At 41.5% G+C, this 13,831-nt stretch carries 13 protein-coding genes; 7 read left to right on the forward strand and 6 right to left on the reverse strand.

The genetic code is table 11. From position 1 onward, the window contains the following. The first annotated feature begins 92 nt into the window (after positions 1–92). Both ACFQ2J_RS00465 and ACFQ2J_RS00470 read left to right on the forward strand, forming a co-directional pair. A complete protein-coding gene (locus ACFQ2J_RS00465) occupies positions 93–1,238 on the forward strand; it encodes a CapA family protein (RefSeq protein WP_386055561.1) in 1,146 nt (381 codons plus the stop codon). Positions 1,239–1,337: 99 nt separating this feature from the next. Beyond that, entirely contained in the window at positions 1,338–2,750 is a 1,413-nt protein-coding gene (locus ACFQ2J_RS00470) for a SpoVR family protein (protein ID WP_386055563.1), read from the forward strand. 53 nt (positions 2,751–2,803) lie between these two features. Here the strand turns inward: ACFQ2J_RS00470 and ACFQ2J_RS00475 are convergent, their stop codons facing one another. From ACFQ2J_RS00475 to ACFQ2J_RS00485, 3 genes are all read right to left on the reverse strand, one after another. Continuing rightward, the gene (locus tag ACFQ2J_RS00475) at positions 2,804–4,636 is read right to left on the reverse strand and encodes an LTA synthase family protein (RefSeq protein WP_386055565.1); all 1,833 of its coding nucleotides are present in this window, start codon (positions 4,634–4,636) and stop codon (positions 2,804–2,806) included. Between the two features lie 145 nt (positions 4,637–4,781). Further along, entirely contained in the window at positions 4,782–5,144 is a 363-nt protein-coding gene (locus ACFQ2J_RS00480; protein ID WP_386055567.1) for a hypothetical protein, read from the reverse strand. A gap of 5 nt (positions 5,145–5,149) precedes the next feature. After that, positions 5,150–6,343 carry a ParM/StbA family protein gene (locus ACFQ2J_RS00485; protein WP_386055569.1) on the reverse strand — a complete coding sequence of 398 codons (1,194 nt, stop codon included), beginning with the start codon at positions 6,341–6,343 and terminating at the stop codon, positions 5,150–5,152. A 194-nt stretch (positions 6,344–6,537) separates the two neighbouring features. Between ACFQ2J_RS00485 and ACFQ2J_RS00490 the strand changes: the two genes are divergently transcribed. From ACFQ2J_RS00490 to ACFQ2J_RS00500, 3 genes are all read left to right on the forward strand, one after another. Further along, positions 6,538–7,314 carry a CsxC family protein gene (locus ACFQ2J_RS00490; protein ID WP_386055571.1) on the forward strand — a complete coding sequence of 259 codons (777 nt, stop codon included), beginning with the start codon at positions 6,538–6,540 and terminating at the stop codon, positions 7,312–7,314. Positions 7,315–7,477: 163 nt separating this feature from the next. After that, positions 7,478–8,194: a CsxC family protein gene (locus ACFQ2J_RS00495; RefSeq protein WP_386055573.1), complete on the forward strand. Its 717-nt coding sequence runs from the start codon at positions 7,478–7,480 to the stop codon at positions 8,192–8,194. Between the two features lie 55 nt (positions 8,195–8,249). Next, the gene (locus tag ACFQ2J_RS00500) at positions 8,250–9,296 is read left to right on the forward strand and encodes a hypothetical protein (RefSeq protein WP_386055575.1); all 1,047 of its coding nucleotides are present in this window, start codon (positions 8,250–8,252) and stop codon (positions 9,294–9,296) included. A 45-nt stretch (positions 9,297–9,341) separates the two neighbouring features. On the opposite strand, the gene ACFQ2J_RS00505 is transcribed toward ACFQ2J_RS00500, so the two are convergent. Beyond that, positions 9,342–10,109, reverse strand: coding sequence for a CsxC family protein (locus ACFQ2J_RS00505; RefSeq protein WP_386055577.1), 768 nt, complete (start codon positions 10,107–10,109; stop codon positions 9,342–9,344). Positions 10,110–10,311: 202 nt separating this feature from the next. Continuing rightward, on the reverse strand, positions 10,312–10,767 hold the full coding sequence (locus tag ACFQ2J_RS00510; RefSeq protein WP_386055579.1) for a hypothetical protein: 456 nt from the start codon (positions 10,765–10,767) through the stop codon (positions 10,312–10,314). A 405-nt stretch (positions 10,768–11,172) separates the two neighbouring features. On the opposite strand from ACFQ2J_RS00510, the gene ACFQ2J_RS00515 reads away from it, so the two are divergent. Together ACFQ2J_RS00515 and ACFQ2J_RS00520 are read left to right on the forward strand one after the other, a co-directional pair. After that, complete coding sequence (locus ACFQ2J_RS00515; protein ID WP_386055581.1) at positions 11,173–11,796, forward strand: NUDIX hydrolase; 624 nt, start codon at positions 11,173–11,175, stop codon at positions 11,794–11,796. A 26-nt stretch (positions 11,797–11,822) separates the two neighbouring features. After that, a complete protein-coding gene (locus ACFQ2J_RS00520) occupies positions 11,823–12,281 on the forward strand; it encodes a hypothetical protein (RefSeq protein WP_386055583.1) in 459 nt (152 codons plus the stop codon). A gap of 57 nt (positions 12,282–12,338) precedes the next feature. Here the strand turns inward: ACFQ2J_RS00520 and ACFQ2J_RS00525 are convergent, their stop codons facing one another. Next, positions 12,339–13,637 (reverse strand): TcaA 3rd/4th domain-containing protein, encoded by a 1,299-nt coding sequence (locus tag ACFQ2J_RS00525; protein ID WP_386055585.1) that lies wholly within the window; start codon positions 13,635–13,637, stop codon positions 12,339–12,341. Positions 13,638–13,831: the final 194 nt, after the last annotated feature.

Genomic DNA, 13,831 nt, shown 5'->3' on the forward strand with positions numbered 1-13,831 from the left:
AGAATATTTTCCCATCGACAATATTCTCATTACTTTTTAATGGAAATAAGCTACTATGAATGGAAGTGAATTCTATTTGAGGTGAGATTTGTTTGAAAAATACGTGGGTGTTGTTGTTATTCCTATTGCTTTTTGTTGTTGCAGGGTGCTCCGAAGCCATTGGAGCAGGTAGTGATCAGACAGTGGATGCAAAAGATGATGAAATTAAAAACCATGAACGAGAAGCTCCTGACGTTACCGGGGAAAATGAAGAAGATAAGACAGCCATGGAGGAGGAGCAACCTGATGAGAAGGAAGACGAACCAAAGTCTACGGTGTTCAGTTTTACTGGTGATGTTCTTTTTGAATGGTCTACGAAAAAAACGGTTGCAGATAAAGGGTACGAATACCCTTTTGAGCATGTACGAGAGTATTTCGAAAATGATGATTTCACGTTCATCAATTTGGAAACACCATTGACTATTCGTGGGGAAAAGGAAGAAAAAATCTATAATTTCAGGTCAAATCCTGAAGCAGCAAAAGGATTGAAGCACATAGGTGTAGATGGCGCAGCCATGGCTAACAATCATATCCTCGATTATGGAACACAAGGATTGTTGGATACGATGTTCGCGTTGGACCAGGAAGGGATTTCGTACATAGGTGCAGGAGAGAATGATACGGAAGCATACCAAGCCTTTCGGACAGAAATAAACGGCAAAACCTACGCTTTTCTTAATTTTTCACATGTATTGCCATATGTAGAATGGTATGCCCTGGATAGCCGCCCTGGAGTAGCGAGCGGATACCAGTGGGAGCGCGCAATCGAAATCATTAAGCAAACCAAAGAACAAAGCGACTACGTGTTTGTGCAAATGCACTGGGGAATTGAAAAAGAAATCCAATTCAACGAGGACCAGCAGGAATATGGCCGTGCGATGATCGATGCGGGAGCAGATGCAGTCATAGGCAGTCACCCTCATGTGATGCAGGGCTTTGAAATGTATAATGGAAAATTGATTGCTTATTCCTTGGGTAATTTCCTTTTTCCTGATTACGTAAAAGAAGAAACTGCACAGACTGGGGTGCTTCAAGTCGCGATCAATGGCGATGGGGAACTGTCCTATCAGATCCATCCACATCTGATCAAAGAGGATCAGATCATCCCTCATCCTGAAGCGGCAGGATTGAAACAACGATTGATGGATCGTTCCTATAATGTACGAATTAATGAGAAAAACGAGATTTTACCGAACTAGCAGGCTGACGAGGCCTGCTTTTCTTTTTGGATAAGAGGCTTCTCAAATAGACAGGGACATCATATATTTCTACTAACACCCGAAGAGGAGGAGTCTCGATTGCGAAAGAATGAACATTCTAAACTAGAGCGGGCAATCGCTGAGATAACAGAAATCGCTGACGGGTTCGGGCTTGATTTCTATCCGATGCGCTATGAAGTATGTCCGGCTGATATCATTTATACATTTGGGGCATATGGGATGCCGACAAGATTTTCCCATTGGAGTTTCGGTAAGCAATACTATAAGATGAAGCTTCATTACGATCTCGGATTAAGTAAAATTTACGAGCTTGTCATCAATTCAAACCCTTGTTATGCATTCCTGCTCAATTCCAACAGCCTGATTCAAAATAAGCTGATCGTCGCACACGTACTGGCCCACTGTGATTTTTTCAAAAACAACGTCCGGTTTCAAAATACGAACAGAGATATGGTGGAAAGTATGTCCGCCACGGCAGAACGCGTTTCTGCCTACGAAAAAAAGTATGGAAAAAAGGAAGTAGAGGATTTTCTGGATGCGGTGATGGCGATCCAGGAACATATCGATCCTTCCCTGCTGCGTCCTAAGCTCGACTGGACTTTGAATGATGTAGAGGAACACGATGAAGAAGAAACGTCACGCATCACCCCATATGATGACTTGTGGAAAATCGGAGAACCTCGAAAAGAAAAAAATCGGAAAAAGAAAAAACGTTTCCCGCCTCAGCCTGAAAAAGATCTCCTGTTATTCATCGAGTCCTACAGCCGCGAACTGGAAGAGTGGCAGCGGGATATCCTCACGATGATGAGGGAGGAAATGCTTTATTTCTGGCCGCAACTGGAAACGAAGATCATGAACGAAGGCTGGGCTAGTTATTGGCATGCCCGGATCCTCAGGGAAATGGACTTGACAAGTGATGAATCGATTGAATTCGCGAAGCTCAATGCCAGTGTTGTTCAGCCCTCCCGTACGCAGATCAATCCTTACTATCTTGGCTTGAAAATTTTCGAAGATATAGAGGAACGTTATAATAACCCAAGTGAAGAAATGATGAAACAAGGTGTGGAGCCAGGTTCAGGACGGGAGAAGATGTTCGAAGTCCGTGAAATTGAATCGGATATCTCCTTTATTAGGAATTATTTGACCAGAGATCTCTGTCGCAATGAAGATCTATATCTGTTTCAGAAACAAGGGAAAGATTATAAGATTTCTGATAAAGACTATGAAGCTGTCCGAGACCAGCTTGTCACAATGCGTGTGAATGGTGGATTTCCTTATCTCACTGTCAATGATGGGGACTTCCTAAAAAACGGAGAATTGTATTTGAAGCATCACTTTGAAGACGTGGAGCTGGATTTGACATACCTTGAACGTACGATGCCGTATATCTACCAGCTTTGGGGAAGGCCGGTTCATATGGAAACGATCGTAGAGGAGAAGCCGGTTTTGTTCAGTTATACAGGTAATAAAATGCAGAAGAAGCTGTTATAGGCAAATGCCCTTTAGGTTCACTGAACCAAAGGGCATTTTCTATGAATGCAGCATCAGTCATCCTGCTTCTTGAGGTGCTTAAAGTAATTAGCACGGATCATTAAGTCGGAGAGGTAAAGACTTTCCGAATGATGATCAGGTAACGGATTGATGATAGCTTGATCACTCACTAAAAGCGGCTTTGGAGCATAGTCTCCTTTTGGTATGATTGCAAACCCTTCATCAATGAACAATAGATTCCTTCCCATCGCACTGTTACTGATATCTCTTTCCATTCCCATCAGATAGTGGAGCGTAGGCAACACATCCACCTGTCCGCCAGTAACGGGGATGGTTTTCCCTGCTAAATCGGGATGATAAATGATCAGCGGTACAGGGGAGAACTCACGAATCCACTCCTCATCATCAATTGGAGATTTTGTCCAGTATTTCTCCACCTCAGGTTTGTCCTTTTGGAATAAGCCGTCATGATCCCCATAAAGAACGACTAAGCTATCCTGCAATAATCCTTTTTCTTTCAAGCCCTCTAAGAATTTCCCGATTGCAATGTCTGTGTAGTGGACACTTTGAAGATAGTCCCCGATATAGGAGGAGTCCAATTCTTTATTAAGCTTTAATTTTCTATGCTGTTCAGGTAAGTTGAAAGGTACATGATTCGTTAAGGTTCCGTAAAAGGCATAGATAGGTGACTCCATGGCATCCAAATGATTTAGAGACTGTTGAAACATCGACATGTCACTGAGTCCCATACCGATTTCTTCATCCATTTCAAAGTTGGAAATGGAATAATAACGATCGAAACCTAGTGCAGGATACATTTCGTGACGGTTCCAAAAGGTCGCTTCATCTGCATGGAAGACAGAAGTGCTGTAACCTTCTTCTTTCAGCATGGATGCTACAGAGACAAAATTATGATGTGGAAAACGGAAGAAGACCGCACCTTTCTGCAACGGATATAATGATGTCTGAGTTAGAAATTCTGCATCGGAACTGTTGCCTTCAATGGTCTGAGCATAGAAGGAGGGGAAATATAAAGAATGATCCAGCATTCCATTTAGGGTTGGAGTTATCTCCTGTCCATCTACTTCTTCATTGATAACAAAGTTCTGCAGTGATTCTACCTGAATCATGATTAAGTTCTTATCTTTTGCAAAGCTGTATAGGGATTCATTATCTTTAGATGAATTCGCGTTGATTTCTGCCTCATTTTTCTCCTTATACCATGCTTTGATTTCTGCTTTTTCTGCATTACGTAATTCAACTCCGTTCCGTTCATTAAGAAATGCATAGGTATCAATCATATGATGGCCAATCAATCCATATGTCTTTAGCACCTCTGAGGCATCGTACCTGGCTTCGAAAGCTTTTTCATTTACGGAATAGAGGTGATAAGGATAATAAACAGCTACAAGTATTCCTCCTGTTGCGTACAACAGATGAATGCTTCTTGGGGTCGGCATACGAAGTGGAGGAACATATTTAAAAAGTATAGGAAGTATGGTGAAATCCGCAAATAGAACAAAATATTCTAATTCAATGACGGAAAGAATACTGTCACTTAACCCATTCAAATTATGTATCTGCATGAACGTATAGACGGTCATAGGAGAACCGAAATAGTTCATGTACAGTAAATTGACAAATAGCAGTACGCTGATCAGAAAGTTCATTGTATATAAATAGACGCGCAGCTTCTTTTTGAACAATACTCCTCCAATTGACATCAAAAAAAACAGGATGCCGAAAGACAGGAATACATTAATTCGGTTAAGAGTTAAGTCTGTAATCATATGAAAAATTGAGACCTTTAGAAAGACAACAAGTGTGAAGATAATAACATTCCAATCGGTATAATTGGAGATGATTTTTTTGAATGCGTGATTCATGGCTCACCCCTCCTTTATCTATCAATATGCACGAATGGGCGAAGCACTATGCATACTGTGTAATTCTGCATCTTTCTGGAAAAGAGTTGTACAAAACAATGAAAAAGAAAAAGGCTCCAACCCTTGGTTGAAACCGTTCATACACTTATCCGCCAAATGCTTCGAGTACATCAGAAATTTCACTCAGATCAAGACTTTTAGACTGACTGTTACGTTTGGTTGAAGAATTGGAGGGGCTGTTGTAAGGGGAATAGCCTTTTTCGAGTAAACGCCTGATATCGGATATCTCCTTCATAACATCACTGAACGATTCGCCTTTACCTGAAGAAAAATAAGCGTCCAAGGCGGAACATAACAAGTGGAGCATCGTGCTGTTGTCCGCATGATAAGTTAATTGATCCTTTATTTCCTGGGAAATTTCCCTCGAATCCCCTGTCTTTATGTCGATATAGGCTTCAGGTAAGGGCAGGACGATTTTATGACCGTAATCAATATAGGTATCTGCCATTTCAATCACCCTTTTGGCGTGATGGCGTGATGGGAGTCATTCGCTTTTTCTTTCTTCAGTTGATTCATTCTGGCAAGAATCAGAAGTCCAATCACGTTCAATTTCTCAAGATCCTGCGGGAAAGTCAATTCGATTGGCCGCCCACGATCGTTCCATCTGACTGCAGCCTCTTGTATTTGACGCTGTGCCAGTTTTGCTGCACCGCCCACTGCAATATACCTTGTCGCCCCTTTGATCTCATTCGAACTGCTTCGAACTCTGTCGAATAACTCAAGGTACTTGATCGCCATCGACTTCAATTGGGGAGTGATGTATTTACTGATGTCTTTTCGCACTCCTGCAAATGGTTCTACATACCATCCAGCTGGACCTGCATATAGTTTCTCTTCCAGTTCAGATCTTGAATCGAATTTATACAGCTCATTCTTGCTTACTTTTTGAATGATGGTGTCGAGAAATGCATTGATCCCGAATTGTTCTCCTTCAACGGATGCCACAGGCTTATTATTTTTTATCCCGACGAAGTCTACCGAATCTCCTCCAAGATCTCCAATGATGATCCCTTTCTTGGAATCTTTCACAAGCGCATCGTCGCTGATTTCCAATGTTTCGATATCTCGAGTCAGTCCGAGATAGGCGCATGCACCCTCCGCTCCGACGATTACATCATTGATGGTTATCTTTACAGCAATTTCTTTAGGGGCTTCGGTACCTGGTACTTTATGAAATATGATGGTGTGAGTCCCTTTGAGGGCATCCTTCAACAATGTTTTTCTTGATTTGAACTGTGTCGTAGGTAAGGAAACAGCCAATTGATCGATTTCATAATTGATTTCTGTTTCTCCTTCATTCATCTGGACAGCGTGATAGGCTGCGATGCCGAAAAGTAGTATATAGGTGCGATCCTCTTCCGCTTTTTGATTGTTGAACGAAGTAAGACTCACATTCCTCTGCCTCGCTGCAGCTTTTCCTATATAAAAACTTTCCCGCTTATCAACAATTGCGTTACTTTTCACTTCAGTAATCAGATTTTCTTCAAAGATGACATCCTCTTCATCATATGGTTCTTCATAGAATGCCTCATCAAAAATTGCAATAGCATTGGGCATCTGATATTCACTTATTTCTCCTTGATCCGACGCAAGTACTTTATACCAGCTGTTCCCGATATCAACCGCAAGGTAATGATTTCTATCCATGCTATCTACCTCCTCCATATGAATCTTATGCAGGGGGAGGGGGAGTCTGTGCTAGTACCCATTTTTTCAGCCCTACATCGATTACTATCCAAGCTTGGCTAAAATCCGCATTTATGCTGTTTCATTCATCTATGCTCATTAGTTGTACGTGCATAGGATAAAGTGTACCTGAAAAATAAAGGAGGAATAATGAGATGCACAAAGATAAAGATTGCCTTGATGTTAACGTGTCGGCAACAGTTAACGATTGTGAAAACGAATCAGTAGATCAGCCAACGATTGACGTCGCTGGGGAAGAGCTTTTGGTGAGAGTGCCTGTTACACTTGCTCAAGTTGAGGTGAGCACAAGCCTGTCAGCAAATATCCGTTTTCCCGATCCTGTAATGGAAATCAAGGATATGAAGAAGAGGGTCAAAATCGTCCAGTGTAAACTGCTCATACCGGGCACACCATCCACCACAGATGATCCATTCATAGGTGGTGACTACAAGTTATTCATCAAAGGATTTATTCGAAAAAACATCCAGTACGTAACACCAGGTAAATATTCTACAAAAGAATGCGTCAATGGAGATTTGAGGTCACACACTGTAGATGTTCCATTCGAATGTGTAACAACGATTGCGGCAGAATCATTCATCCGCAATCCACAGCTTCCATTCTATAATTCTCGGAACGAGTTTGACTTCTATCGCGAGCAAATGCTTGGCAAAGGCTATCCTGAAAAGGACAAATTGCTATCCAGCGACCTTTCCCAATTCCACCAGGACAGCACCCAGTTCTATAATCAAATGCCTTACTGCGAGCTTGTTGCAAGCAGGATGACATCCTATGATGAGTCAACAGATCGCGAATCCCTTCCTGGTCATGCTCCATTTGAAGAAGGTTACTTCTATCACATGGTCGAGAAAATGTTCCTTGAGTTCCAGGTCAAAGTACTACAAGTACAACAAGTTGATTTGAACTCATAATGGACAAACACTAGGTCAATAACCTAGAACTCTGCAAATCTCCTATTGCAGAGTTTTTTTTATTTGATCATACCTTACCCAAGCTTTCCCTGGGCGGATGCCCATACATAGTCATTTGTACTGCATACGCTTAAAATATCTTGTAATTGGGAGGAATAATGGAATGTCTGAATTTGAATACGATAAACACGGGTGTAAACCTCATCGACCAAATATCTGTATCGGAAAAATGGTGGCAAAGGTTCCGGTAGTGTTAGCTCAGTTAGACCTCAATGTCGATATGGATGCTGATATTACTTTTCCTGAACCAGTATTGGAAATCAAAGATATAAAAAAGCGGGTGAAACTGATACAATGCAGGCTCTTATTGCCATCAAATAAATTATTCATCGAGGGCTTTGTCAGAAAGAATATTCAATATGCAAGTCCGAGCCCGGAGATCCAGGAAAGTACATCAACTACCGTTTCATCTGATTTACATTCCCATACTGTCGATATCCCGTTCAAACTGGTAACCGAAATCAAAGATTATTTGACTCACCCCGTCCAGCCGAGAATCAATAAAAGGGAAGAGTTCGATTTCTTCATTTCGGAAGCGTTGCCGAGCGGCTTTCCACAAAAAGATGAATTATTGACGAGTGATCTTTCCCAGTTCCATCAGGAAAGTGAGCAATACTACAATGAGCTTCCATACTGTGAACTTGTATCAAGTCGAATTGTCGAATGGGATGAGGCATTGGATCGTGAAGGATTCCCGACAGATGCACCGCTTGGTGAAGGAATGTTCACAACTATCAAGGAAAAGATGGTTCTGGATTTCACCATCCGAGTGCTTCAGAACCAGCAGTTGAGGGTTTCCTCTACAACAAATGATGACTGATTGTCAATTGGCATAAACATGACTTCTTTAAGGATGATTGGAGGTGTAGGAGAGTATGTATGATGAAAAGCAAAGTGCTGACAGCATCTCCCTGGAGGAGTTCCTGGAATTCGTTGAAAAAAACAGTTCTCCATCGGGACCAATACTTTTTGCACCTCCAACGTCGACCAATTACTTGGAGGAGCAGGAAAGCTATGATAGGGATGAAGAATCCCTCGATCTTCTAGTGGAAATAACGGAAGAGCAAGAAGGCAGCTTTGCATTTTCTTATCGAGAATGGGACACGGAAAGCCTTGAATCCAAGGACGGGGAAAATGTAAAAGAGTTAAAGATTGAATCAAGCAGCAAAGTCGAAGAAACAACTGAAGAGCAGCTTTGTAGATGCAAACGGAAAAAAACTTGTTTTTGTTATGTGGACGATTCTTCTGAGTCATCAACATCTTCTATTGATGAGTATGAGGAAATCGTGGATGAGGAAGAGGCTGAGAGCATATCTGCAGAACTTTTCGAAAATCATTCTGTAGAAGAATCTCCGGAAGAAGAACCAAAGGAATGCTCCCAGGAACGGACCAACAGTGTCCTTGTAAAAGTACCTGTTACCCTAAAGAAGCTTCACCCTCAGCTTCAACTGTTTCAGACACTGAAACTTCCTTCAGATGTTGATCAGATTACATCTGTGGAATGGTCAATAACCTCTTTCAAAGGAGTTGTTGCCCTTCCTGCATCCATGCTATTTCTACAGGTGATCGTCATAGCTGATATTGAGTACACTGATGCATCAGGAAGCTTTCATTCTGTCGGGATTGAAGTTCCGCTTGAAAAAGCTCTGGAGATACATTGGAATCACCCGCCTGAATTGACCGCAAATCAGGGCTTCGAGTATTTCTTCGGTGATGGAATGGAATTCCATCATGAGTGTCTGTCTTTTTACAATGAAGAAGTGAAAAGTCAGTTGGTCCATAATCACTTTATCTCTCATCATGATTCCATATTTAATGAAGGGGAATGGAAGCTTGCAATCAAGAGTGATATCGAGTTGATCGTAGATCTGGTCCAACAACAATGTGTTTACGTCCAGAAGCTTGATGAGCAGCACCCTTAATAGGAAAAAACGCTTGGGAAGGTGGTTACCCCAAGCGTTTTCCTGTTATCTTCTTTGGTCATTGATACGGTCGATGATTGTAGGCTCGTAGTTGTCACTGCTCTCAGTTGCATCAGCTGGTTTTGAGCCCTTTTTGTAAGGGTAGTAGCCATTTGTCTGTTGCGTTTGCAGCAGCTTGAACCATAAGTTGACGTCCATTTTTTCAGTGATCTTGGTGAAGCGACCAAAGCGGTCGTGGTTTTTATACAGGTCCAATTCGAAGATGTCTGAATATACTAGTTTACATTCAATTGGCTCATTGAAGTATTCTTTCGTGTAGGCGCCATCTCGGCAACGATCGGAGCCATGGTTGCTTTTGTCAAGATACTTGAATTCCGCCGTTAACGAACTCTTCTGGCTCGGATACTGATCCACGTAATGCCAGACATCTACTGCATCACTGCAGGTGAACGGAATGTCGACATGGTAATCTTTCAAGTTTCCGCTGCATGCTTCTACATACACTACGTTTTTGTGGACAACACCTGTGATGAATACTTTCACCTTGTGTCCATAAGGGCTTTTGAATGCTTCACACTGCTTCAATGAAATATTTTTCTTGATGAACTTCACTTCTTTTGCTGGTGTTGGCAGGTGAATATCAGCTTCCACTAACGCCTGCAAATGCACTTCTGATAGAATGACGGGAACATCCAAATGATGATAAGGATAGTAGCCTTCAGCTTCACAATCCACTCGTTTAGCCTTAGCTTTGTCACAGCTCAAACCTGGTGGACATTTGCTATGGCTGCTGCAAGATGTGTTTTTCTTCATACTTTCCACTCCTTTGATATTTACGCCAAAAGAATAGCAAGATCAAAAGATCTTACTCGTTTCTGATGACTTACTATTGTATATGCGGTCTCAAGGGGGAAAGGATGGACGAGTACATGTGGTGTTTAGCACATTTTCATTGTGCAGGCAGGAAATGATGTACGATATAGAGAACAATAACTGTGAAGTAATTAGTCACTTTTTAAATTTTTGGCAGCATATGATATCGCATCAATACTTTTGAATAGAGAATGGCTAATGTGAAGCTGGAAAAGTAAATGAGCGATGTATAAAAAATGTTCCATCCATCCAAATAAATGATCTTTCCTACCAATACTCCGAAACCTTCCAGGCATGTTCCGATAGTAGTAAATAGTAAAATCAGATAGATCGACTTCCATAAAAGCTTGTACTTCACAACGATGATGAGGCAGGACATCAAGGGAAAATAACCAAGGTTGAAAGGCATCGCAGAAATGGAATCAGGTTCTTTGTAAGGAGTCACCATCCAAAAGTGTGTAAAGCCCCAATCATTAGCAAGGAACGCTACTGCCACCCCAAAAGGGTACATTGCCACGATGATTTGAGGATTTCTCTTGTATAGCAACAAGCAGATCAATAAGGGAATACATGCGCCAATCAATGTATTGACAAGCATCTCTGTCACATCCTAGTAAAGTATGGATTGCAAAATTGTGAAGGGACGTGCTGTATGTGGACGATAGTAAAATGAAACTTAAGTTTCCACTAAGTGATATTCTTAGTATGAGTATTTGTCTGTTAATTACTCAGTTCTACTTTCTGTACGTTTATGCAGGAGGGTTAGGAAGTTTTCTTTTGTTTAACATGGGCATCTTTCTGTTTGTATATTTACTTGCCCATATCCTTTCAACATGCTTGAGGGGAAGGAACAAGGAATGCTCCGCAGCCTTTTTCGTCTTTTCGATGACTATGGTTACTGCTCTGGTAATTGGCATGGAAACCATTCGATACTTGTATAGTTGAATTGAGAAGGAAAATGGGAGTAGGATATGTAAGTTATCTGTAGGAAAGGGAGATGAGAATGAAAGAGTGGATCAAAACATTTGACGCAGATGGGAGTTACATAGGGAATCGTTCAAGAGACGAAGCTCATCAACGGGGGTTATGGCATGAAACATTTCACTGTTGGTTTTTGAGCTTCGACCATGGAGTTCCGTATATTTATTTTCAGTTGAGAAGTGAAACGAAAGCCGACTTTCCTGGTTTGCTGGATATTACCGCTGCCGGGCATCTCTTTGCTGAAGAAAAAGTAGAGGATGGTGTACGTGAGATAGAGGAGGAATTGGGCGTTTCCGTTCCCTTTTCTGACTTGAAACCATGTGGAGTAGTGAAAAATGAAATCATCGAGAAAGATTTCATCGATCGGGAGTTCTCTCACACATTTGTCTATGAGCATCCTCATACATTTGATTCTTTTCATGTGGATGAAGCAGAGGTTATCGGTATCTTTCGAGCAACTTACGATTCCTTTTCCTCCGTTTGTAGAGGAAAGAGTGACTCCATGCCAATCGAAGGTTTTCAACTCGACGATGGAGGAAAGAAGTTTGTTCAGAAAGAAGCAGGCTTGCAAGATTTCGTTCCTCACCAGCATACATACTTGGAAGAGGTAGTTGATCGTATAGCTCAGATATTTGTCATCCGCTAATCAAGGTTTATAGGAGGGAATGGACGATGTCAGAACAAGAAGTATATACTCATAAACAATTGGCAGTTCAAGCATTTAACAGTGTATGGGATTTGATAGAAAAAGAAAATCGGACGAAAGCTGATGAGGAAGAGATGATCCACATGTGTCATGCATCTTTCTGGCATTGGACGAAAGTGGAGGACCATACGGCTGCTAATTTATCGATAGGGTATTGGCAGCTTTCGAGGGTGTATGCAATTTCCCACAATGGGGCAGAAGCATTGAGCTATGCGGAAAGCTGTGTCGACGTAAGTGAAGGTGGAGAATTGGAACCTGTATTGTGCGGGTATGCATATGAAGCACTTGCCCGATCGCTTCATGTACTAGGCAGAGAGGGAGAGGCACTGGAAGCTTTGAAAAAAGCAGAAGTGTACAAAGGTCGGATAGCAGATCAGGAAAGCAGAAACCTGCTGGAAGCGGATTTCGCCACGATAACTGAATAGTCTTTAAAAAAAGCGTAGAGCGGTTCTTCATCGCTCTACGCTTTTCTTATGTGGATGTTAAAACGTGAATTTCTTTTCAAATTTCTTAGGTACAAGGAAAATCTCATTACGATGGTCATCAATGATCCACTGCTGTTCCGCTTCAGAATAGTGAGTAGTCAGTTGAATGGAATGAACACTTCTACCATCCTCGTTCGAATAAAGGCGGCTTGTTTCTTTCGCACCCTCAATGTGGTACTCAACCTCAACCTTCAATTCATATCGTTCTTCCTCTTCGTTCCATATCGGCTGCTTCATTGTCTCTACGTTATAGTAGGCAGAGTGAAGCTCTCCTGAATACTCGCCTTCTTTGATTTCATCTTCGAGTTCTTCTCTGTAATTGTCACTTACGGCAGCTTCCATAGCTTCGATTTTTTGGTGGCGTCTCGCTTCCAAACGCTGGAGCATTGCTTTATTCATACTTTCCATCAATTCATTCTGCATCGTTTCGTCGATCGCCTGGAAATCTCTGAATTCGATCGCTTTATCTTCTAAGCTTACAGGTTGGCTTTCAACCGTGCCCCAAGGAAACGTCTTTTCAATTTTAAGTTCACTTTCTCCATCAAGTCGTAATGGACCAATTTCCTGGGAAGTTTCATTTAAAGTAATGCCGACTTTCTCATCATTGATCAACAATTCTGTATCTGGATAGGGTGCAGCGGCTTTTATTGTTCCAATATCCAAATCGAAGTCTACGCTCTCATATTCATTTTTCATAGTGAACAGAAGCACTTCTTTGGATTCAGTAATATCCGCTACATTGCTTGGGATTTTTTCAGTAACTGTGTAATCTCCTGGCCAAAGCGGTCCGTACACAGGATTCCCTCCTGCATTTTCCAAAACTTCAAGTGTCTCCCCATCAATCTGAAAGGTGGAGTCATCGGTACTCGGCATCACCTGCAGCATAGCTGGTGTAATCGCTAATTTATAGTCCTTGAAAACTACATACCTATCTCCTGCTTCAAATAGTTTAATCGTACCATAATTTCCAAGGTTTGGTTCATTTGGGTTCGGGGTATCTGTATCTTGAGCAGTTGCCTGGGACTTTAGCGCCCGGACGATTGTATCCATTTTATCTGGTTGCTCTTTGAAAAATGCGATGAGATCTTCAGCGTCCTTCTCGGTAAATTCCCATTTTTCATCTGTAGAGGCAAGTAATTCGTTTACTTTTCGAGCATTTTCGTCATGGATTGCTTCCTCGAATGCTTCAACCAGTGAATGAGCGGACGAGACGGATTTTCCAACACCGTAGATTCCAAAAGTACCGATTGTAAGTAATACAATAGCCAATAGTATGTAAAGACGTTTTATCTTCATTTTCATTCCTCCCATTCTATTACAAGATACAGGAGAAGCAACAGGAAAGAAATGGTTCTATATTAACAGGTATTAAGATTTACTAGATAGTGTGAAATTACTACGTAATTCTGGTTCTATAGCTAATATATTCCTATTTTCGATGTATACCGCAGTAAAACATTGACATTTCTAGTACAATTCTAAAGTATGAT

Origin of the sequence: Thalassobacillus hwangdonensis (assembly GCF_042675915.1) — a bacterium.
Classification (GTDB): domain Bacteria; phylum Bacillota; class Bacilli; order Bacillales; family Halobacillaceae; genus Thalassobacillus_A; species Thalassobacillus_A hwangdonensis.

What these genes read in the sequence shown, in the direction of transcription:
- ACFQ2J_RS00485 (WP_386055569.1), bottom strand. Translation starts at nt 6,343, where the DNA reads ATGGATAGAAATCATTACCTTGCGGTTGATATCGGGAACAGCTGGTAT.
- ACFQ2J_RS00505 (WP_386055577.1), bottom strand. Translation starts at nt 10,109, where the DNA reads ATGAAGAAAAACACATCTTGCAGCAGCCATAGCAAATGTCCACCAGGT.
- ACFQ2J_RS00480 (WP_386055567.1), bottom strand. Translation starts at nt 5,144, where the DNA reads ATGGCAGATACCTATATTGATTACGGTCATAAAATCGTCCTGCCCTTA.
- ACFQ2J_RS00520 (WP_386055583.1), top strand. Translation starts at nt 11,823, where the DNA reads ATGTCAGAACAAGAAGTATATACTCATAAACAATTGGCAGTTCAAGCA.
- ACFQ2J_RS00510 (WP_386055579.1), bottom strand. Translation starts at nt 10,767, where the DNA reads ATGCTTGTCAATACATTGATTGGCGCATGTATTCCCTTATTGATCTGC.
- ACFQ2J_RS00495 (WP_386055573.1), top strand. Translation starts at nt 7,478, where the DNA reads ATGTCTGAATTTGAATACGATAAACACGGGTGTAAACCTCATCGACCA.
- ACFQ2J_RS00490 (WP_386055571.1), top strand. Translation starts at nt 6,538, where the DNA reads ATGCACAAAGATAAAGATTGCCTTGATGTTAACGTGTCGGCAACAGTT.
- ACFQ2J_RS00500 (WP_386055575.1), top strand. Translation starts at nt 8,250, where the DNA reads ATGTATGATGAAAAGCAAAGTGCTGACAGCATCTCCCTGGAGGAGTTC.
- ACFQ2J_RS00475 (WP_386055565.1), bottom strand. Translation starts at nt 4,636, where the DNA reads ATGAATCACGCATTCAAAAAAATCATCTCCAATTATACCGATTGGAAT.
- ACFQ2J_RS00515 (WP_386055581.1), top strand. Translation starts at nt 11,173, where the DNA reads ATGAAAGAGTGGATCAAAACATTTGACGCAGATGGGAGTTACATAGGG.
- ACFQ2J_RS00525 (WP_386055585.1), bottom strand. Translation starts at nt 13,637, where the DNA reads ATGAAGATAAAACGTCTTTACATACTATTGGCTATTGTATTACTTACA.